Raw genomic sequence first — 20809 nt, forward strand, 5'->3', positions numbered from 1 at the left:
TGTCAACGCTTACGGCTTTAAGCTCTGCTAACTCGCCAATGCTAATCAGTCTATCCATTGATTTACCTAGAATCTAACTACTAAATCCTAGGTAAATCTAGGTAAATCGTCAACAGTCGTCAACCCTATAGGAAGGTAGCTATCTGCGATCGGACGTGGCGATGGTTAGGTTGGGGAGATAGCGAGGGGTAGAGGAAGTGGTTCAGGTGCTGTCTGGGGAGGTGGCGGATGTGGAGAGATTTGTTGGGTAAAGTGCGATCGCGCCAAAGCTACTGTCTAAATGTCGATCGCCACTATTTTACCGCATTTTACCGCGATCGCCTGTATCGACTTGAGGCCGGACTTGAGATTCATAAATCCGATCGCCCGCCTTGGCAAATTCTTCTTTGCTGTAGCGGGGTTGTCGGACTATCATCGTTTTACCTGGTTTCAACGATTGCTGTTAACGAAATGGAGTGACGGGTGCAGACAACAGTAGCTGAGTGTTTTCAACAATTGTTACGCGGGAATTTGTAGCTACTTATATGGTTGAATAAGAATCTCACGAACATCCCCTAAAAATCCATCACAACAAACCGCGATACCGAATAAAAATCAAGACTACCGCCCACGATCCCAAAGCAACCTTTACAGCTACCAAAATATTCAGCAAAGGTACTACACCACCACTCACCAAAGCCCCAAACTGTCCGTGCGGCAACTCGTACCCACACAAAGTTATCGCAGACAATACGACAAAAACCAATACCGAAATCTTCTCCCAAGTCGCCGCGTGCGATCGATCGTAAATCCGCTGCATCCACTCAGATGACGAAGTAATCGCCACCAAACCGATCGCAGTTCCCCCCGCGACACCCGCCGCAAAACCGCCTCCGGGAGTCAAATGTCCCCGCAGTGACAATTCAATACTCACCAAAGCCGCAATAGTCGCTCCCAAACGGGCTAACACAATTGAAGGTTGATCGGTAAACTGATAAATTGTGCAGGATGGTCTTTCCGTGGCTAACAGAAAATTAGCGCCCATAATGGCGATCGTAAATACCACCACTTCAAAAATCGTGTCATAAAGGCGGTTGCGGAAAATAATCGCCGATACTGCATTCGGAATTCCGCTATCTTTGACAATCAATTCTACGATCGCCAAACCTGATAAACCTGACGCTGGATTGGCGAAAAATAGCATTTTAATGTAAAGCACTATTCCCGCCGCAATGTAAACCCATTTCATTGAAAATCCTCCGCTAAATCCGTAGCATTTTTGTAAGTCAGACTGGTATTTACTGATGAAATTTCGGCTTCCATAATGTCATAAAGCCGTTGGATTCTAGTTACAGTTTGATAATGTTTGGTTGCTGGATCGCTATCTAGCACAGGTACACAACTTGCATGAATTTCTTTCTCCATCAATGCGCGATGTAAAGCCTCCGCACAGGTGAAAGGTACTACCTCAATGCGGAGATAATACTTGCTAAAAATCCGGCGAAAATCCTTCATCAACGAGTTGAAATCGCGGGGACTCTCTACCGTCAACTCTACTTTCAAAAGATCGCCATCCGACTCGACTGTCTCCTCTTCCAACACGCCCAAACGCATCACCAAGGACGATCGCACTGCCACCGCATACAGGGTTATTGCCAACATCGTACCCATCAAGGCTTCCGTCAAAGCCACATCCGCCGCCCCAAACACTGAATAGATCAATGCTGCGATCGCACCTAATATGCCGCGAATGACTAGGGCATGGTAGGGATTAGCCTGAACTACTACCATAAAAGCAGCCAATGGTAACAGCGCAGTTAAGATATAGATATAGCTATCATCATTCATAATATCTCTGTCGGAAACTCCGTCTGATTTTCTTGCTCTTCACTCGAACAATGCGCCAACACATATCCCAGCATTGTATTCCAAATTGCTAAGGAAAGAATTGCCAAAGTTAGCAGCGGCCATCTGCCAGGTATTTTGATCAGTAGCCCGATCACGATTAGCATCGAGCCCAAGGTATCGGCAACCGAAAGACTGTGTAACTTAAATAATACCGATCGCTTGCCGACTAGGTGAGAAGTTCCCCAAAACCAGAAGAATATTCCCACACCAAAAAAGACATAACTCACCACATCAATCATAGATCGTCCATTCGTTTTATTATGTGTGCTAACAGCATTAATCCCGCATTTCCCACAGTCAGGATAATTGCCCCTACAGCCCCAATCATCCAATCGTCCCGCAAGACAGAGATGAACAAAGTCATAATTCCTGCCTTGGTGGAAATGCTGCCCAAGGCTAACATTTTCTGCCAAATATTCTCATCCTTCAATGCCTCGTACATGGGGATGAGCATGGCTGCAATCATCGCAATTAAGAGCAAATTCATGGTTTTTTAATCGGGAAAACCCGGTGAACTTCGTAGCAGCCTTCTTGGTTGTGTCTCACCACAATTGTTTTGGGCGTAAACGTGATTAGGAATACATCCAAAAATATCATGATTGGCGATCGTTTCATTTTTGCCCGTTCCAAAATCATGTCTTCTCCGTTATGGGGACGAATGATAATTTCAAAGGCTTCAATGTATGCTACCGGAATCGCAATCAGGATTTTTTTGAGCATACTTAGCCATTCCTTGATCCTTTCCGGGGGTGTATTGCCGCGGGGTAGGAGAAATGCGATCGCTATACCAATGATGATATTTGGCACCGTGAAATCGGCTGTCAACAAAAACCAAATTGTCAATCGTAATATGAAACTTCCAATCATCTTTTTTCCTTGTTAGATTTCTCGCACAACTCTGGGATTGGTACAAAAACCGCAGATATCAGGCAGATAAACAGACAGCCACACACATAATTACAAGATTCTTTCTACTTTTACTAGAAAGAAGTGGTTTAAATCCTCTCCCTTGTAATCGATAAATTTAAATCAGACTATTGATTACTCCAATCCTCGAACTTCCAGGTAGGGGCGGCTGTCAACTGTCAACTGTCAACTGTCAACTGTCAACTGTCAACTGTCAACTGTCAACTGTCAACTGTCAACTGAATGAACAGAGGTTTCTTGCATACCTTTACTATTAGCGATCGCAATTTAGATACTTTAAGTGTGGGTTCCTGTCGCCAATGCCATCCAAAAGAGTACGATTAAGGTGAGAGCGATCGCACCTACCAGATGATCGAATTGCTCGGCTGCACGCGGCAGGGCGATCGCTAACCGTTTAATAATTAAAACATAAATCAGCCACCCGATCGCGATCGTCCCCACTGCTTTGAGGATACTTTCAATGTTGTAGGCATCTAAGTATGCTATGTTTCCGATAATTAGCCCGCCAAATAAGATCATGACTGCTGGCCACAAACCAGGCTTGACTTCTTGTTTCTCTCCGCGAGGTATAAAGATGAATTTGGCGAAGGCTATTGCTGTACCTACGGTGGCTATATTCATGGCAATTACCTGCCAAGGTAAGAGACTTTTCACCGTTAATACTTTGCACCCAAATCCTGCCAACAAGGGAAAGCCAGAAATCGAGAGACTGGCGATAACTAGGGCAATCCAAAGGCTAGGATCGATCGGCTTAGATTGTAATTCCTTGAGGCTGCGGCTGGGCAAGGAACCGGCAAGTAAGAAAAGGCTTGATTTAACTAAACCGTGAGCTAGGGCATAAAATCCGCCGACTGCCGGTGCTGCTAGAATAAAGCCTAGCTGGGAAATTGTACTCCAAGCGAGCATCCGTTTGGTATCTTTTTCACAGATGGCATAGGACACTCCCATTAAAGCTGTTGCTACGCCAAAAATCCTGACGATAGTATCAATGTCATCGGAAACCAAAGCACAGCGCAACAAAGGTAAGATACTAGCTTTGATGACTATTCCTGAGAGTAAGGCGGAGACTGGAGTTTCTGATTCTGAATGAGTTAGCGGCAGCCAGAATCCCGATACAAAAATCCCGCCTTTGAGCAACAATCCCAGAAAAATCAGGGCTAAAGCTTCTGGTGGCGCACCTTTTAAACCGTCAAACAGAAATGAGTTATGTTTTTGATAGACTAGCACCGCCCCCACGAGGTAAAATAGCATGGCGGTGTTGCTGACAAACAGATAGCGCAAGGCTACCCATAAAGAGCGATCGGTGCGAGGATAGGCAATTAACAGAAAAGCTGCAATCCCGCTGACTTCTAGGGCGACATATAAACTGATAAAATCTGCACAGATAAAGGTAGCATTTATGCTGCCATGCAGAATAATCATCTGGGAGTAAAAGAAGGCTGATTTACCACTGTGCCAACAGTAGAAAATCACCGCAGCAGTTACGATGGCATTTGTCAAGATAAAGTAGGCGCCTAACTGATCGGCGACTACTTCAACCCCGAAGTTATCCAGTAATTTGAGTTTGAGGGGCGACTTTTCGAGAAATAGTTGTAGCGCGTAGCCTGCTGAAACAAATGTGACTGCTAAGGCGAGATATTTGTCAAGCTTGGGAAGTAGATAAATGACGAACCCGATAAAAAATGGTATTGTCAGCCAAGCGATCGTAATAATATTCATGGATAGGTTTACGGCGTGTTATTTTTCTCGATCTCGCTGGTTTCCAATGTGGGATTATCCCGTGCTAGTTTCATCACACCTACCAGCATCAGGGCTTGAATCGAAAAGCCGATGACGATCGCAGTTAAGATGATCCCTTGGGGGACTGGATCGGCGAAAGCTCTATTTTTGACATCTCCCATAATTGGCGTGAACAAGCCATTTAGGGATGCAATCACGACATAATAGGCAATTACACCGGTGCTCATCACGTCCATAGAGACGATCTTCATCACCAGGTTCTTTTTGAGGATGATACCAAAAAATCCGCACAATACTGTGCCAAATACGAAGGCTTCTAACACGGAAATTTGTTGCTTTAGGTTTGGTGACAATGATACATTACTTGGGCGCTACTAATACAGTAGGGCGAGTCGATCGATTTGAGATTTGAGATTTGGGATTTTAGACTGACTCGGCAAGTAATGCGATCGAGGTTGGGAAGCTATCGTAAAGTTATGTTACTTTTTGGTACTGATTTTAAATGGGAGTACAGAGTGTAACTGGGGCGCGCGTGCAGGGCGATCGGGCGATCGCACGCCCGATGCAGCAGAATAGCAGTACAATCAATGATATTTGTATTCAAAGTGATGCGCTGAGTGGAGACAGGGCTGCGCTATCAGTCCGCCTCGGAATGGGAAAGATACTGGTTCCACAAAAAAAAGGATTTTTTTGATTTATTTATTATAAGGTGAAAATCTTCTCTGCTTCGGAACAGGCTCTCCGGCCCGTTCCACAAAAAAAATATTTTTTTGATTTGTTTCTTCTCGATGGAATTATTACCCGTCCACCAATTATTTGCCAAATATTATGGTCTTTTTATGCTTACCTAATTATTCAAATTACTGCTAAAATAAAGTACGAGTCCTTGCCGCTCAAATGCAGACCATGACCGCACAAACCCCAACAGAATTCCAAGACAGTTTCGACATCATCGTAGTAGGTGGCGGACACTCCGGCTGCGAAGCCGCCCTCGCCACATCTCGCCTCGGATGCCGCACGCTTTTACTCACCCTCAACCTCGACAAAATCGCGTGGCAACCCTGCAACCCAGCCGTCGGCGGCCCCGCTAAAACTCAACTTACCAACGAAGTCGATGCCCTAGGCGGAGAAATCGGCAAAATGGCCGATCGCACTTATCTACAAAAACGCATCCTCAACGCTTCGAGAGGCCCCGCAGTTTGGGCGTTGCGTGCCCAGACAGACAAGCGGGAATATGCCGCCGTCATGAATAATATTGTCGAAAATCAAGAGAATTTGACCATCCGCGAAGCGATGGTAACAGACTTAGTTTTGGGCAAAAACGAAGAAGTCATCGGTGTTGAAACCTACTTCGGCGTCGGCTTTGGATGCAAAGCCGTAATTTTGACCACCGGAACTTTTTTAGGTGGCACCATTTGGGTAGGAAATAAGTCGATGCCGGCCGGACGCGCCGGAGAATTTGCTGCTGTCGGTTTGACAGAAACTCTCAACCGTTTGGGCTTTGAAACCGGACGGTTAAAAACAGGAACTCCGGCAAGAGTTGACAAGCGCACTCTCGATTATACAAACCTGGAACCGCAGCCTGGAGATACAGATGTTCGCTGGTTTAGTTTCGATCCAGAAGTTTGGGTGGAACGGGAACAAATGCCCTGCTATTTAACTCGAACCACGCCCGAAACTCACCAGTTAATTAGAGACAACTTGCACCTTTCTCCAGTTTACGGCGGCTGGGTTGATGCGAAGGGGCCGCGCTACTGTCCGAGTATTGAAGATAAAATCGTGCGCTTTGCAGATAAGGAAAGCCACCAGATTTTTATTGAACCCGAAGGTAGGGATATTCCTGAACTTTATATCCAAGGATTTTCGACTGGTTTACCGGAAAGTTTGCAGTTGCAAATGCTGCGAACTCTTCCGGGTTTGGAAAAGTGCGAAATGATGCGCCCTGCTTATGCTGTGGAGTATGATTATTTGCCTGCGACTCAGTGCTTTCCGACGCTGATGACGAAGAAGATCGAAGGCCTGTTTTGCGCGGGACAGGTGAACGGTACGACGGGATATGAGGAGGCGGCTGCACAGGGGATTGTCGCCGGGATTAATGCGGCTAGATTCGCGAATAATCAGGAGATGATTGTGTTTCCTCGCGAGCAAAGTTATCTCGGCACTTTGATTGACGATTTGTGTACGAAGGATTTGCGGGAACCTTACCGGATGTTGACTTCGCGATCGGAATACCGGCTGTTGTTGCGATCGGACAATGCCGACCAACGCTTGACTCCGCTTGGACGGGAAATTGGCTTGATTGGCGATCGTCGCTGGGAGTTATTCGAGCGCAAACAAGCTAATATTGTAGCGGAAAAAGCCCGTTTATATTCAACTCGCGTTAAAGAACACGAAGAAGTTGGTAAAGCAATTTTTGCTGACACTCAACAAGTGATTAAAGGTTCAATAACTCTCGCCGACTTGCTGCGCCGTCCAGGCTTTCACTACGTCGATTTAGAACGCTACAATTTAGGCAACTCCAGTCTAAAATTAGCTGAGAAAGATGGTGCAGAAATCGAGCTCAAATACTCCGGTTATTTGCAAAGACAGCAAAATCAAATCGATGACATTGCCAAACACGAACGCCGCCAATTACCTGCGGATTTGGATTATATGGCAATTACAACTCTATCGAAGGAGTCGCGAGAAAAGTTGACTAAAATTAGACCCTTGACTATTGGCCAAGCGGCGAGAATTGGCGGGGTGAATCCGGCGGATGTTAATGCTTTGTTAATTTATCTGGAAGTGCGAAACCGCAAGCAGCCGACTGCTGTGGGAAAATGAATACATAGAACCACAAAATGGCTCGACTTTTCCTTGATTGTTGGCTACTTGTACGGGATATCAGGACACGGCAATGCCGTGTCCTGCGCGCGATTTGGCAACTTTTAAGTCGCTATGCCATACTAGATTAGAGAAGATCGCAGTTTGGGCGCTACTGTATAATTATCAAAAGTTAAAAATAGGTAAAAACGATGTCAACAGTTTATCGTTTAAAAGCTAGCGAACTCGATCGCAATTTCTTAGAAAAAATCAAAGCGATTTTTGGAGACAAAGAGATTGAAATTATTGTTACCGAATTTGATGAAACCGCATATCTTTTAAAGTCAGAAAGCAACAAAAATAGACTTTTGAAAGCAGTTGAGAATGTTAAAGATGGTCAAAATTTAGTTGAAGTTAACTTACAGGATTTGGAATGAGCAGAAGAATTGTTTTTGAATCCTCTGCTTTTGCAGATTTTAACGAATGGGCGAAATTGGACAAAAAGATTTATCGTAAAATTGTCGAACTGATTAAAGATATAGATCGATCGCCCTTTGAAGGATTGGGTAAACCTGAACCTCTGAAATACGAGTTAAGTGGTTTTTGGTCTAGGCGAATCGATAATGAACATCGTTTAGTTTACCGAGTGACGGAGGTCGAAATTGCGATCGCCAGTTGTAAGTATCATTACAGTGAGTAGTCCTAGGGCGAGCAGACTAAAATGGTTGAAAATTCTTGGTTTAACCGATTTACCCACCGGGCGATGTCATCGGTGGATTTTTGCCAGTTGGACGAGGTTGACAATTGGGAAACGGCTATGCCATAATTATCAAACAATCAAATCAACCATTAACTATGACAACCAAGGTTGAAATTAACGGAGAATTGGTTAAAGAAGCCCTGCAATTAACCAAATTCAAAACAGCAAAAGAATTGATTGATTTTGCTTTGAAAGAATTAATACGCACCCACAAAAAACGGAACTTACTGGATTTAAGCGGACAAATTCAATTTTCGACTGATTACGATTATAAAGCTTTGCGGGCCAACAAAAATGTTTCTGATTGATACGTCAGTCTGGATCGATGTTTTCCGCGATCGCACAGGTGTAGTCCGTCAATCCCTCGAAGCTTTAATCAACGATGAACGCATTTTTCTAAGCCGATTTACTCAGATGGAACTTTTGCAAGGTTGCCGAGACGATCGCGAGTGGACGCTATTAGAAACTTATCTTCAAGATCAAGATTACATTGAGCCAACTGCCGATACTTGGGTGGCTGCTGCCCGGATTTACTACGATCTGCAACGACAGGGGTTAACGGTTAGAAGTAGTATCGACTGCTCCATTGCCGAACTTGCGATTGCATATCAACTTGTTCTAATTCATAACGATCGCGATTTTGAAACAATTCAAAGAGTGCGAACCTTAAACTGCTTGGGCTTTCGACCTCACAATGGTTGAAAATTAATTATGAGTTTGAGTTGGTGTGGATGGGGTGAAGGGGCGATCGCAATTAAACATAGGACTTACGCATCAAAACCCGGTTTCTCAACCTAATTGCATCATTTTTGATTGATGAGGATTGCCAGAAACCGGGTTTTTGAGATTGATAGTACATCGAGGAATGTACCTGCTTCGGTTCTCAACTACAGTTCATCAGGATCGATCCCCATCGCCCTTAATCTCTCGGCTAAACGCTCTGCTCGTTCCTGTGCAAGTTCGGCTCGTTGCTGAGCGAGTTCTTTTTGCTGGCGCTGCTGCTCGGTTGGAGTCAGAATCCAGCAGTTGATCGTAGCTCTGTTTCGAGTCAGAGTGTCATCGTTAATTACTTTTTAATAAGCATACCATTCTTAATTCGCATCATCGAATATTTTTTTGTAGGTATTGCCAAGAGATCTGTATCGGTTTATAATTTGTTTCAGCATAATTCTCCTTTGCACCCAAAGATTCCTTTGGTTGATATGTACGATGAAAATCTTCACCCCTGCTGCTGTCCTAATATTAGTTATGTTGATTGAACTTTTTTTTGCCATAACAAATACTAATATTATTGGCTTAAAACTTTACATTCTCTGTGGTTATATTTTTTTAGGAGGTTCCAGTAAATACATTGATGAAGCCTATGATGAATCGATTTTTAATAAAAAAATTGCACTATTCCTAGCTGCTATATCTATGTTTTTACTTGTTTCTTTAGTTTTTATAGACTACATATCTGGGATTATTTTCATAGCTGTAGCTGTAGGATTATTAGCAGCGGGTAAGATAGACAACTTAATTTTTAGGCTTTTAACAGTGTCGATCCTTATTTCTGCTTTATTGAGACTATTATTTTCTCCAGTTGCAATCGACTTCTCGTCACTATTTACTTGGTTGTTTGTTTTTATTGCCATAGCACTTGCATCTTTTGCAGATGAATGGTTGAATGATTTTAGCGACCGCAATAAAAGTTCCTTACATTTTGTATTAAAAGCAATTTTTCACAATCGGGTTATTACCAAAATAACTATTTTATTATTTTGCCTTTTTGGGTATAAGCCTAATTTATATTTTCTGGCCTTTTTGGGATTTGATGCAGCCTATTCACTTATAGATAACTTGGCAGATCAAGTCAAACAGAAAATTCTCAGAGCAAAACAAAATTCTCTGTATCCTGAAGTTAAAATTTAAAACCGTTAACTAATCCAGGAAACAAGCAAAATACAGAAAGTTATTGAGGAACAAAAATGTCAATTCCAAAAACAAGTAATTCGGTAAGCTGGATCTATTTAATGCTTGCCGTCATTTTAGAAGCAGCCGGTACCATTTATATGAAATTCTCAGATGGTTTCACAAAACTGGTTCCATCGATTTTAATGCTAATTTTTTATGGAATCAGTTTTCTATTTTTAAACTTAGCCATTAAAAAGTTGGACGTAAGCGCAGCCTATGCAATTTTCTCCGGATTGGGAATTGCTCTTGTCGCGATTGGAGGCATTTTATTTTTTAAAGATCCGATCACAATTTTTAAAGTTGTGGCTATTTTCCTAATCATTATGGGTGTGATTGTTTTGAATTTTACAGGTGTATCTCATTAATTGGATTTTTTAACCGCACATATCAGCCGATGAACACAGATGAACGCAGATGGGATTTTATCTGCGTTTATCTGTGTTAAAATAATCTTCTAGCAATCACTCCCACTCGATCGTACCAGGCGGCTTAGAAGTAATATCGTAAACCACCCGGTTAACGCCCTTAACCTCATTCACAATCCGGTTCGAGATCAATTCCAACAAATCGTATGGAACCCGCGCCCAGTCAGCCGTCATCCCATCTTCGCTTTTGATAAATCTCAGAACAATTGGGTAAGCATAGGTGCGCTGATCGCCCATAACGCCTACACTGCGAATCGGGAGCAAAACTGCAAAAGCTTGCCAAAGTTCGTTGTACAATCCGTGGCGGTTGATTTCTTGGCGCACGATGAAGTCTGCATCCCGCAAAATATTCAGCCTCTCTGCGGTAACTTCTCCCGTAATCCGAATCGCCAATCCCGGGCCCGGGAAAGGTTGTCTGTTGACGATTTCTTCGGGAAGCCCGATCGATCTACCGACTTTTCGCACCTCATCCTTAAACAACTTTCGCAGCGGTTCGATCAGCTTAAAACACAAATCTTTAGGTAATCCGCCGACATTGTGGTGGCTTTTAATCTTAACAGCAACTCGTTCGCCGCTTTTCGGATCTACATTCGTGTCAGCCGACTCAATTACATCCGGGTAAAGAGTACCTTGAGCGAGGTAATCGAAGGGGCCGAGGCGCTTCGATTCTTCTTCAAATACACTGATAAATTCGTGACCGATCCGCTTGCGTTTTACTTCAGGATCGGTAACGCCTTCAAGTTGAGCCAAAAAGCGATCGCGAGCTAGAACGTACTGCACCGGAATGTGGAATTCATCTTGAAACAATTTCACCAACCGTTCCGGTTCGTACTTCCGCATAAACCCTTGGTCGATAAACATACAGGTAAGTTTGTCGCCGATCGCCTGGTGCAGCAAAAAAGCCAAAGTTGAAGAATCAACCCCACCAGATAGAGCCAACAAAACTCGTTGGTCTCCCACTATAGCTCGAATTTCGCGAATAGTTTCCTCAACAAAAGTAGCTGTCGTCCAAGTCGGTTCGCACTCGCAAATATGGTAAACAAAATTGCGAATCAAAGCTTGTCCGCCGATCGAGTGAACCACTTCTGGGTGAAACTGTACTCCGTATAAACTTTTCTCGTGGTGAGCAACAACAGCAGACGGAGTATTGTCCGTGTGAGCAAGAATCTCAAAACCAGATGGCAATTCGTTACAGGAGTCTCCGTGGCTCATCCACATCGTCGCGCCTTCTTCGACATTTGTGAGCAAATCCGTCGGATCGTCAATAAATAGCGATGCCTTGCCGTATTCGGCCAACTTAGCCCGTTCAACAGTCCCGCCGAGCTGCTTTACCATCAACTGCATCCCGTAGCAGACGCCCAACACTGGTATTCCCAGATTCCAAATTTCCGGGTCGCATTGGGGAGCTCTTTCATCGTATACAGAACTCGGGCCTCCTGAAAGAATAATTCCTTTAGGATTGATAGCTTTTAACTGTTCTGCCGTAGTGCGGTAAGAAATAACTTCTGAATATACTTGAGTTTCGCGAATGCGTCGAGCAATCAGTTCGGAATATTGCGAACCGAAGTCGAGAATCACGATCATCTGGCGGTCTATTTGCCCCAGAGAAGAATTGGTGAGGTCGGATTCAGTTTCTATTTGAGTAGTCACGGTGATTGCGTAGTTAATAATTGCTAATTGGGCAGAAGGTAGCGGAGGTATTATGGGTCAGAAATGAACCTGTAATTAAGATCTAGGGACTCAGAATTATTACTTGTTAAATACGATCCCTGTGCTATCTTTTAAACAGAATTGAGGGATATTTACACCACATTAGCAAATTTGGGTCAAAAATGTATCTCCTGTGTCACTCTTAACAATTATTTTGCGATCGCGCCCAAACATCACTGAACCCACGGGGATACGCTGGTTTGTGTGAGTGAAAATGCAATCGGACGATCGCAAGTCGATTTCTCGGGCGATGTCGCCGTAAATTCGATCGACCCAATGGGTGCCAGTTGCCACATCTAGAGCCCGCAGTTGGCCGAGAGCTTCTTCGGCTGTCGCCGCAGCAAAAATCGCGGAACAGGCAGCAGCGGGCATTCCAGCTTTAGCACAGAAAGCTGTCAAAATTTCCCGGCGCCCGTCAGCGAGGTGGTGGTGAGTGTGAAAAATCCCCGCCGCCAATTTCATCAATTTGCCGTGATAGCCAAACAGCAAGATCGATCGCACGCCCTGACATCCAGCCTCTACCAGCAGCGGGCCCAGCCAGTTAGCTGTTTTCACCAGCCGCTGCGGATCGATGCCCAGTTGTCGCGCCAAATCCAAGCCATTTTCGCCGATGCAGAAGACTAAAGTGTCAAACAGTTCGGCTTTTTGTTGCAGTTGTTCGCGGTAAATTTCCAACTGTCCGGGGGCGCTCAGAGGTTGAGAAATCCCAGTTGTACCCAGCAGCGAAAGTCCTTCGACGACGCCGAAAGCTTCGTTAGAAGTGCGGGTGGCGAGTTGGCGCCCTGAGGGCAGAATCAGGGTGACAGTAATTCTCTCTCCCGGTGCGATCTCTCGGCTCAGATTCGATCGCAGCAGCCGCATTGCGTAATCATAGATTGCCGCTCCACCACCTACTTTGTGATGTCCAATTCCCTCGCCCCCGACAATCACAATCTGCTCTCCCTCTCCCCGATTCTCCCCCTCTCCCTCTGGGAGCAATTCCACCATTGCCCAAACGGGCGTATTGCGAGTCAGATCGAGGTTGTCTCCGGGATCGGAGCGAGTCACGCCTAAAGCTGTACCAGTTTTGAGTACGGACGCCTGTTCGATCGCAATTTCTGCCGCGATCGGCGGTTCCAGTAAATCTACTGATACGCTACCTACAGACTGAGTACCTGCGCGCAAACATCGCAAAGCTGCAAGTGCGGCCGCACAGGCAAATACTGGCAGTGTATACCCGGATAAAGGTTGAGTTTTTGTCACAAAATGCAGAAATCCTTAAATTAGTGGGCGATCGACATCACAGTGTGGTAGTGATACCCATCAAACACTTGAGCTTCATTCTAGGGTTTGCTATTATTAGCAGTTAGCCTCATTTTTGTCAAGCAAGAATTTTGTCCAACCTGTTGTCTTGAAGCAAGCAACATTTTTTTTCAGGTGCGATCGTCAACAACCCACACCGAAGCCTTACGCGCACGTAGCGGTATGTCCTAGATTTCCCAATTAATTTGGAGCAAGCTTTGGAAATGGCCGCTCTGAGAGTTGTTGTGGATATGCAGCAAGTGGATGTTGTCGCCCCAGACGGAATAGCCATGCTGGCCCGAGGGCTGGAGTTAGCAGCTATACTCGGCAAGTCGATCGTCTTTGATTCTATAGATTTAGCCACCTATATAGGTTTGAGAGCCGAGTGGAGGAGCTCCCGCGAAATTTGTTTTGGCCCTTGGGGCGACTTGTTCGAGGGGAAATTCGAGCAATTTTTGACAGACGAAATGTTGCGATCGCTTCCTTGTGAAGCGGTAAAACCTACTTTTTTACAATTTGCAAAATTACCAAAAAATTGGGTCTAAAGCCCCGTGCTAGCACGACTTTTACTATAATTATAGCGGTTGGAAATCCCATGGTGGTGGCTTGTTAAGACTCCTTGAACCAGAAAGTAGAGCTTAGATCTGCAAAATATTGGGTAGCGAAAGCCAAGAAAAACATAGCTAGGGGAAATAAATAAGTACCCAAAAAAACAAAAACAATAATTAATTCCATCTAACAGTACCTCGCGGGCATTAGGAATCTGCCGAGCAATCGGGAAAGCATGGGGAGAAGACTGCCTCTACTATAAAAGGGAAGCCTGATATCGCAAGCCGACTTCTGTGAACCATGAATAAGAATCACCCTTGCTTCAGCAGGCGTGAGTATGTCAAATCTTCCAAGCGGTTGATGTCCGAGCGAGCGATTGTCATTTATATTTATAACAATTACCCGGAAGTGCCAGTCTAGCTTTCAAGCTAACATCTTGAAAGCTAGACTGGCTTTATCTTGCTAGGTGGACTCAGCAATTATAGCTTTTCTCAAAAAGGTGAGGTATGACTGACAGCTTACATAACCGCTTAAACGTATAGGGCCCTCTTCCCAACAACGTCCGCGAATATGAGAGCTAGATCCGCTATAAGAGCAGAAAGATTAAATTTGATTGACGCCAAGGCTTCAATTGACAGTTGACAGTTGACAGTTGACAGTTGACTTCGGAGGGCGACCTCTACCTGGAAGTCCGAGGATTAGAGTAATGAATCGTCTTCTTTTAATTTCTCCCGATCGCGCTTGGGGCTTTCAACCAATTCTTTTTGGTATAAAAATAATTTAATCCCAATCAAGCCCAAAACCTTTACAAACCAAGGATTTTGCAATTCTAAAATCTAAAATCTAAAATCTAAAATCTAAAATCTAAAATCCTATGACTATGGTTGAACCAGTTGCAGAGTTAAATGAACCTCTCTGTCTTCAGACTCCTGAAATACTAGAAAAGACAATATCTCAGCTCGTTCTACCTCCAAAAACAGCTCTCAAAATTTCTAAACAAGACATTCGAGCCACTCTCAAAGCCTCAACTATAGAGGGAGTTTTTGCCGCTGTCTTCGAGTCGGCGACTACCGGCCTGCTGCTGAGCAACTTCTTGCTGCAAGTCGGCGCGAGCAGCGTGGAAATAGGTATATTATCTGCTATTCCGATGCTGGTAAATCTCCTGCAACCATTAGGAGCATACATCGCCGATCGCACAACCAGCCGCCACTGGTACAACCTAGCAATATTCGGCGTGTCGCGGCTGCTGTGGCTAGTGCTCGTCATCGCAATTGTTTGGGGCCGACAGCACGCAGATCCCCAACAATTGCTCCAGTGGACTCTGGTCACTGTCATCGCCGCTAGCGTGCTGGCAGCTTTTGCTACTTCTAATTGGTTTAGTTGGATGGCTGCGGTGGTTCCTCACCGTTTGCGGGGACGCTATTTTGGATTTCGCAACAGTGCTACTAGCTTAGTTACTTTGCTGGGAGTGCCACTGATGGGACTGTTGATGTCAACTTGGGGCGCAGATCCAATTTTGGGCTACGGTGTGGTTTTATTTTTGGGTGTTGTGGCGGGAATGATTAGTTTGGGGTATCAATTCTTCATGGTGGATGTGAACCCGCAGGCATACCGAAAAGATGCAGAGAGCGATCGAGTTCCCGGCAAAAAAGAAAAACCTTTAACAGATTTTGTACCTTCGGTGCTGAAAGATTCTAATTTTTTAATGTTTCTGATTTACTTTAGCGTGTGGACGTTTGCAGTTAATCTCAGCGCGCCTTTTTTTAATATCTACCTGCTGAAAGATTTAAGCTTGGATGTCAGTTTGGTAACGGTTTACAACAGCTTGAGTTCCGGGGCAAACCTGCTGCTGTTGATGTTTTGGGGCAAGTTGGCCGATCGCTGGGGAAATCGCCCCTTGCTAATTGCCGTGGGGCTGGTGGTAGCGGTGACGCCTTTGCTGTGGTTGGGCACGGGCAATTATCCGCTTGCGGTGTGGGTGTGGTTGCCGCTGCTGCACTTGCTCGGGGGAACTACTCTAGGGGCGATCGGGCTGTGTACGAACAATATTCAAATGGAGATAGCGCCGATCGAACAACCATCGACTTATTTTGCGATCGCCGCAGCAGTTTCGGGAGTAACTGGGGCTTTGGGAACTACCGCCGGCGGCTTTCTTGCCGAACTTCCGGGCATGAGTTTGGGCGCACTGTTTGCCCTTTCGGCTGCTGTGCGGCTGGTGGGCTTGCTGCCTTTAATTTTGGTTCGAGAACCGCACAGCTTGTCGCTGAGGGCGATCGTCCTGACTTTTCTACAATTCAAATTCAACGATTAATTTATGTCAGAAGAGAACTATCATCTGGTTTGTAGTGAGGACTTTAGTCCGCATCATTAGAGGACTAAAGTCCGAACGATCAAACCGTTTGGATTCCGGGTCATTGACCAGAAATAAATAATATAACGGCCAACAACTAACTGTTAAAAGTTAATTATTGACCGTTACAAAGCTGTCTTCAGCCTTCAGCATAGCCGTTTATTCGTAAAAAATTAGTCCTCAGTCCTTAGCCCTGATTATTCAGTAGCAATTAACTAATAATTAGAGACGAACCCAATTATTAATTTTTTGCTACCAACTAACTGATGACTAATGACCAACGACTGATGACTAATAAATTAAGCTTGACGCGAGTAGTATTCAACAACTAGCAGTTCATTAATCTGAAGAGCAATCCACTCACGTTCGACAATGCCGTTAACTTTGCCAACCAGTTTTTGCTTGTCAAATTCCAAGTGACTGGGCAAGTGAGCCAAGCCTGGATCTTTGAGGTTAGCTTCAACCATTGTGCGAGAGCGTTCTCTATTTTTGACTGCAATCACTTCACCAGGCTTGCACTGATAGCTGGCGATATTGACTTCACGATCGTTCACAGTAATGTGACCGTGATTTACCAATTGTCTAGCGGACGGAATGGTTGGAGCCATTCCCATCCGAAACACAGTATTGTCCAAGCGCATTTCCAAAAATTGCAGTAACACTTGACCTGTGGAACCCGTCACTCGACGGGCTTTACGGACATAACGGAGCAATTGGCGTTCCGTCACACCGTAATTGAAACGTAGTTTTTGCTTTTCTTGCAAGCGAACCGCGTACTCAGAGAGCTTTTTGCGGTTTTGACCGTGCTGCCCAGGCGGATAATCCCGTCTGGGAGTTTTGCGGGTTAGACCCGGCAACTCTTTCAGGCGACGGACGATTCTTAATCGGGGGCCTCGATATCGAGACATTTATTTTCCTCTCTAATCTCTGTATGCAATTTTATGCAGACTCTATATTATATGTTGATAAGGGTGAAAATTCTAACAAAAATCGATAAAAAAAATCGATCGACCGCAGCCATCCGTAATGTGCGGTAAATTTTGAAGTAAAAGCCGATCGAGCGATCGACCCAACCAGCCCAAAAAACTCACAAACCGAGCTGCCATGCAAAACCCCAATTTTTTCCGCACTGCTTCCCCAAAGCCAGCACCGCGCTGGATGTTGGCTTGCGGCACTCCCTTAGTAGCGCTGAGTTTGTTGGCAGCAGCACTGCCAATCTCGCCAGCATCAGCCATCACCCTGAGATTCCCCCGAACTCAAAATCCCTATCGCGTCTGCGCTAAGGAACTAATCGAAGCGGGAATCGGTGCAGAGGAAGCAGCAGCAGCTTGTGCCGACGCGCTCCACCCCCGCGACATATCTAGATGCGCCCTCCAAATCAGCCGCAAAACCAATATTTCTGGTCTCGAAGCGCTCTCTAGTTGTCGGCGGGTGAGGCGCCCCAACGAATTAACTACTTGCGTGGTGAATATTAATAGCAAAACTAAAACTCAACCTGCTGCTGCCCTGTTAGTTCTTGATGGGTGCCGCCGCAGTTTATTGCCAGAGCTATTTGCTGAATGCGTAGTCGGGTTGAGCGGCAGACTCGACTTTCCCACGGACAGGTTAGTTGCCACTTGTCTCGATCCCAGGGGCGCAGTGAGTCAGTTGGACGGGCGTCCTGCACCGACACCTCCTACGGAGTTAATTCCACCGCCTTCGCGACTCAATTAATTAGTTATGGGTAATTGGGAATTAGGTACGTTGTTGCGCTTTAGCGCTCTTTGTTTATATAGACAAGCGCTGGTTTTCCTGAGTAGTGATAAAGCAAAGTGCATATCCTTACTTGATTGACGGAAGCGATCGCAGAATCGCAAACAGTTGTGCCTAATACCGTACCCACCACAAGCCCAAAAGAGCCGGAGCGCTGAAGCGCAACTACGTACCTAATACCGTATCCACCACAAACGCAAAAGAGCCGGAGCGCTGAAGCGCAACTACGTACCTTTTTCGTTCTTCCTTCTTCCCTCTTCCTTCTTTTTTATAATCAAATGTCAGAAGTTTTTGGTCAAATTACAGTCGAAGAATTAGCTCGCAAATTAGCAGAAACCAATGCTGATAAATTGCAGCTTGTAGATGTGCGGGAACCTGACGAAATTGAACTCGCCGCGCTGCCGGGATTTGTGGCTTTTCCGCTGAGCGAGTTTGCCCAATGGTGTGGTGATATTGACGATCAACTAAATCGCGAGACAGAAACCCTGGTGCTGTGCCACCACGGAGTGCGATCGGCTCAAATGTGTCACTGGTTGAGCGATCGAGGATTTAACAACGTTAAAAATATCGTTGGTGGCATCGATGCTTACTCAATATTGGTCGATCGCACCATCCCCCGCTATTAATCTGATGTCCGCTCCAACTACCGCAATATAGGTTTTATCGTTCGGACTAAAGTCCTCACTACGAACCGGATGCGGACTAAAGTCCTCACTACGAACCGGATGCGGACTAAAGTCCTCACTACGAACCGGATGCGGACTAAAGTCCTCACTACGAACCGGATGCGGACTAAAGTCCTTACTACGAACCGGATGCGGACTAAAGTCCTTACTACGAACCTTTGTTTATTATCGGGTTTGGGCTGACAGGATCTGAATGCTAATTAACAGCAGCAAATCGAAAATTTAACAGCGTACTCATAGTGCTCCGATCGCGCCCGTGCCTTTTTGAGTCATAAAGAGCCTCATCAGCCGCCAGTACCAGCGTTGCTGCATCATTTTCCGGGCCGGGAACAACGCTGGCAATTCCCAAACTAATTGTCACCACAGAATTAGGCAAACATTCAACACTACTCGGGTTAAAAACAATATTCAAAGCTTTAACTTTCGCTTTAATGCGTTCCGCAACCAGCAGAGCGCCCGCCGCATCAGTTTGAGGTAAAACGATCGCAAATTCCTCACCGCCGTAGCGAGCAGCTACATCAGCAGGACGCTGGAGCGATCGGCGAATTGCCTGAGCTACCGATCGCAAACAACTATCTCCAGCTTGATGTCCGTAGGTATCGTTATAAATTTTGAAATAATCGATGTCGCACAAAATTAAAGATATCGGAGACTCATCGCGAGCATTATGTTTCCATTCCGCTCGCAAGCAACTGTCAAAATGTCGTCTGTTGCCAATTTGGGTAAGTTCGTCCACATTAACTAAAGCTAGCAGTCTTTCATTTTCTTGCTGCAACTCCTCAAAACCTACAGCCGAGAAACCGTCCTCGCATAAATTTTGTTCTTGAAAATACAGCCGATATAATTCGCAAGACAAACTACAGTTATTGCCCGCTAATTTGACAAGTCCCATGCTATCTAACTGATAGGCCATCAAAGGTTCGAGGTGAATGCTATTTTTAACATCAAGAACCTGTTGGAATGCCCAGGCGAGTTCTGGCTGCTGCTGAATGGCGATCGACTGATTCCGCAAGTAGTCGCTATAAATTCCGCTTTGAGTAGGAGCTGCTTTTAATAGTTCTTCTAACTCGGCTCGCCCCAGCTCCTCCCCAGACTCATTCTCGCCAACCGACAGGCGGTTTTGCTGTAAAATTGCCAGGTGATAAAGTGCTAAATGCACTAAATAAGGATGACCGCCTACCATTTGCATTAATTGCTCGACCGGATAGCTGTCGTTCCAGTTCAGTCCGTGGCGGCGCGCCAACTCTTGGACTTGTTCGGCACTAAATTCTGAGAGTTTAATCGGTAGCCCTACATTGAATGGAGATTGATTGAGACTCAAAGCAATATAAATTTCTGTCGAGTGAATGACCGCGATTCGCAGTTTTTCCCAGGTTTCGCTCTGTCTCGCTTGTTCGTACCAAAAACGGAGCAGCGGCAGGAATTCTTGAGCGATATTGGCGCGTTCAAATACTCGGTTGACTTCGTTGAGTACCAAGACCAGGGGACTGTCAATTTGTTCGAGCAAATAGTTCTCAAAGTAAAGAGAGCAGCTTACTTTGCTGCCCATATCTTCATCCCAAAATTCATCGAGATTTGGTTCTAGTTTGAGTTGGCGAGCGACATTGACAGACAGCCAGCGCAAAAATTTATCTAAGGTAGCAAAAACTGCTTCGTCGGCTTGCTGAAAGTCTACAGTGACTGTGCGGTATCCGCGATCGACCGCAGCTTGAATTATCCGCAGCATCAGCGAACTTTTGCCCATTTTTCTGGGAGCTTTAATCCGAATCAGACTCCCTGGCTTGCTAATTTCTGCACAAGCTCGGGCTTCGACGGGCGATCGATCGATATAAAATCGAGAGTCAAGCGGTATAGGGCCCCCAGGAAATTCTAGGTCTGCAACCATTTGGATTAAATTTGGTGATTTTGGGATTCCTGCCATAGTGCATCCGCGAGGCGATACCCTGACTGTATCTTAACCTTTGTCAGATTGGGGGGGATAGAGGAT

25 protein-coding genes are annotated in these 20809 nt (G+C 45.3%); 13 read left to right on the top strand and 12 right to left on the bottom strand.

From position 1 onward, the window contains the following. Positions 1-565: 565 nt before the first annotated feature. From QZ918_RS07905 to QZ918_RS07925, 5 genes are read right to left on the bottom strand one after another with little or no spacing between them, the layout of a single operon-like run. Positions 566-1228: a Na(+)/H(+) antiporter subunit B gene (locus QZ918_RS07905; protein ID WP_293143039.1), complete on the bottom strand. Its 663-nt coding sequence runs from the start codon at positions 1226-1228 to the stop codon at positions 566-568. Further along, a complete protein-coding gene (locus tag QZ918_RS07910) occupies positions 1225-1827 on the bottom strand; it encodes a DUF4040 domain-containing protein (RefSeq protein WP_293333178.1) in 603 nt (200 codons plus the stop codon). The genes QZ918_RS07905 and QZ918_RS07910 overlap by 4 nt, the downstream gene beginning before the upstream one ends. After that, positions 1824-2126, bottom strand: coding sequence for a monovalent cation/H(+) antiporter subunit G (locus tag QZ918_RS07915; protein ID WP_293333181.1), 303 nt, complete (start codon positions 2124-2126; stop codon positions 1824-1826). The genes QZ918_RS07910 and QZ918_RS07915 overlap by 4 nt, the downstream gene beginning before the upstream one ends. After that, entirely contained in the window at positions 2123-2374 is a 252-nt protein-coding gene (locus tag QZ918_RS07920) for a hypothetical protein (protein WP_293333184.1), read from the bottom strand. The genes QZ918_RS07915 and QZ918_RS07920 overlap by 4 nt, the downstream gene beginning before the upstream one ends. Further along, positions 2371-2754, bottom strand: a complete 384-nt coding sequence (locus tag QZ918_RS07925) for a Na+/H+ antiporter subunit E (RefSeq protein WP_293333187.1) — start codon at positions 2752-2754, stop codon at positions 2371-2373. Before QZ918_RS07925 ends, QZ918_RS07920 begins: the two co-directional genes overlap by 4 nt. A 170-nt stretch (positions 2755-2924) precedes the next feature. On the opposite strand from QZ918_RS07925, the gene QZ918_RS07930 reads away from it, so the two are divergent. After that, on the top strand, positions 2925-3071 hold the full coding sequence (locus QZ918_RS07930; RefSeq protein WP_293333190.1) for a hypothetical protein: 147 nt from the start codon (positions 2925-2927) through the stop codon (positions 3069-3071). A gap of 19 nt (positions 3072-3090) precedes the next feature. On the opposite strand, the gene QZ918_RS07935 is transcribed toward QZ918_RS07930, so the two are convergent. Then, a complete protein-coding gene (locus QZ918_RS07935; protein ID WP_293333193.1) occupies positions 3091-4533 on the bottom strand; it encodes a cation:proton antiporter in 1443 nt (480 codons plus the stop codon). A gap of 8 nt (positions 4534-4541) precedes the next feature. After that, on the bottom strand, positions 4542-4877 hold the full coding sequence (locus QZ918_RS07940) for an NADH-quinone oxidoreductase subunit K (RefSeq protein ID WP_293333439.1): 336 nt from the start codon (positions 4875-4877) through the stop codon (positions 4542-4544). 179 nt (positions 4878-5056) lie between these two features. Here QZ918_RS07940 and QZ918_RS07945 point away from each other — a divergent pair, with 179 nt between their 5' ends. The 8 genes from QZ918_RS07945 (at position 5057) to QZ918_RS07980 (ending at position 10434) form a co-directional block, all read left to right on the top strand. Next, complete coding sequence (locus tag QZ918_RS07945; protein ID WP_293333196.1) at positions 5057-5248, top strand: hypothetical protein; 192 nt, start codon at positions 5057-5059, stop codon at positions 5246-5248. A gap of 212 nt (positions 5249-5460) precedes the next feature. Further along, on the top strand, positions 5461-7377 hold the full coding sequence (gene mnmG, locus QZ918_RS07950) for a tRNA uridine-5-carboxymethylaminomethyl(34) synthesis enzyme MnmG (RefSeq protein WP_293333199.1): 1917 nt from the start codon (positions 5461-5463) through the stop codon (positions 7375-7377). Between the two features lie 191 nt (positions 7378-7568). Beyond that, positions 7569-7793, top strand: a complete 225-nt coding sequence (locus QZ918_RS07955; protein ID WP_293333202.1) for a type II toxin-antitoxin system Phd/YefM family antitoxin — start codon at positions 7569-7571, stop codon at positions 7791-7793. Continuing rightward, a complete protein-coding gene (locus QZ918_RS07960) occupies positions 7790-8056 on the top strand; it encodes a Txe/YoeB family addiction module toxin (protein WP_293333205.1) in 267 nt (88 codons plus the stop codon). The genes QZ918_RS07955 and QZ918_RS07960 overlap by 4 nt, the downstream gene beginning before the upstream one ends. A gap of 155 nt (positions 8057-8211) precedes the next feature. Then, positions 8212-8424 (top strand): type II toxin-antitoxin system VapB family antitoxin, encoded by a 213-nt coding sequence (locus tag QZ918_RS07965; protein ID WP_293333208.1) that lies wholly within the window; start codon positions 8212-8214, stop codon positions 8422-8424. Further along, positions 8411-8818, top strand: coding sequence for a type II toxin-antitoxin system VapC family toxin (gene vapC, locus QZ918_RS07970; RefSeq protein ID WP_293333211.1), 408 nt, complete (start codon positions 8411-8413; stop codon positions 8816-8818). Before QZ918_RS07965 ends, vapC begins: the two co-directional genes overlap by 14 nt. Before the next feature lie 507 nt (positions 8819-9325). Further along, positions 9326-10027 (top strand): hypothetical protein, encoded by a 702-nt coding sequence (locus tag QZ918_RS07975; protein WP_293333214.1) that lies wholly within the window; start codon positions 9326-9328, stop codon positions 10025-10027. Between the two features lie 56 nt (positions 10028-10083). Beyond that, entirely contained in the window at positions 10084-10434 is a 351-nt protein-coding gene (locus tag QZ918_RS07980; protein ID WP_293333217.1) for a DMT family transporter, read from the top strand. Positions 10435-10530: 96 nt separating this feature from the next. Here the strand turns inward: QZ918_RS07980 and guaA are convergent, their stop codons facing one another. Both guaA and cbiD read right to left on the bottom strand, forming a co-directional pair. Continuing rightward, positions 10531-12144, bottom strand: coding sequence for a glutamine-hydrolyzing GMP synthase (guaA, locus tag QZ918_RS07985; RefSeq protein ID WP_293333220.1), 1614 nt, complete (start codon positions 12142-12144; stop codon positions 10531-10533). A 162-nt stretch (positions 12145-12306) separates the two neighbouring features. Further along, the gene (gene cbiD, locus QZ918_RS07990; RefSeq protein ID WP_293333223.1) at positions 12307-13446 is read right to left on the bottom strand and encodes a cobalt-precorrin-5B (C(1))-methyltransferase CbiD; all 1140 of its coding nucleotides are present in this window, start codon (positions 13444-13446) and stop codon (positions 12307-12309) included. Between the two features lie 263 nt (positions 13447-13709). Here cbiD and QZ918_RS07995 point away from each other — a divergent pair, with 263 nt between their 5' ends. Together QZ918_RS07995 and QZ918_RS08000 are read left to right on the top strand one after the other, a co-directional pair. Further along, a complete protein-coding gene (locus QZ918_RS07995) occupies positions 13710-14030 on the top strand; it encodes a hypothetical protein (RefSeq protein WP_293333226.1) in 321 nt (106 codons plus the stop codon). 878 nt (positions 14031-14908) lie between these two features. Next, positions 14909-16345 carry an MFS transporter gene (locus QZ918_RS08000; protein WP_293333229.1) on the top strand — a complete coding sequence of 479 codons (1437 nt, stop codon included), beginning with the start codon at positions 14909-14911 and terminating at the stop codon, positions 16343-16345. 338 nt (positions 16346-16683) lie between these two features. Here QZ918_RS08000 and rpsD read toward each other — a convergent pair whose 3' ends face one another. Both rpsD and QZ918_RS08010 read right to left on the bottom strand, forming a co-directional pair. Continuing rightward, the gene (rpsD, locus tag QZ918_RS08005; protein WP_293143096.1) at positions 16684-17292 is read right to left on the bottom strand and encodes a 30S ribosomal protein S4; all 609 of its coding nucleotides are present in this window, start codon (positions 17290-17292) and stop codon (positions 16684-16686) included. 72 nt (positions 17293-17364) lie between these two features. Beyond that, positions 17365-17490 carry a hypothetical protein gene (locus QZ918_RS08010; RefSeq protein WP_293186122.1) on the bottom strand — a complete coding sequence of 42 codons (126 nt, stop codon included), beginning with the start codon at positions 17488-17490 and terminating at the stop codon, positions 17365-17367. Between QZ918_RS08010 and QZ918_RS08015 the strand changes: the two genes are divergently transcribed. Together QZ918_RS08015 and QZ918_RS08020 are read left to right on the top strand one after the other, a co-directional pair. After that, the gene (locus QZ918_RS08015) at positions 17489-18097 is read left to right on the top strand and encodes a hypothetical protein (RefSeq protein WP_293333232.1); all 609 of its coding nucleotides are present in this window, start codon (positions 17489-17491) and stop codon (positions 18095-18097) included. The genes QZ918_RS08010 and QZ918_RS08015 overlap by 2 nt on opposite strands. Before the next feature lie 317 nt (positions 18098-18414). Continuing rightward, positions 18415-18762 (top strand): rhodanese-like domain-containing protein, encoded by a 348-nt coding sequence (locus QZ918_RS08020; protein WP_293333234.1) that lies wholly within the window; start codon positions 18415-18417, stop codon positions 18760-18762. 256 nt (positions 18763-19018) lie between these two features. Here QZ918_RS08020 and QZ918_RS08025 read toward each other — a convergent pair whose 3' ends face one another. Continuing rightward, entirely contained in the window at positions 19019-20707 is a 1689-nt protein-coding gene (locus QZ918_RS08025) for an AAA-like domain-containing protein (protein ID WP_293333236.1), read from the bottom strand. Positions 20708-20809: the final 102 nt, after the last annotated feature.

It is taken from the genome of Microcoleus sp. CAWBG58 (assembly GCF_020883045.1).
GTDB lineage: Bacteria > Cyanobacteriota > Cyanobacteriia > Cyanobacteriales > Microcoleaceae > Microcoleus.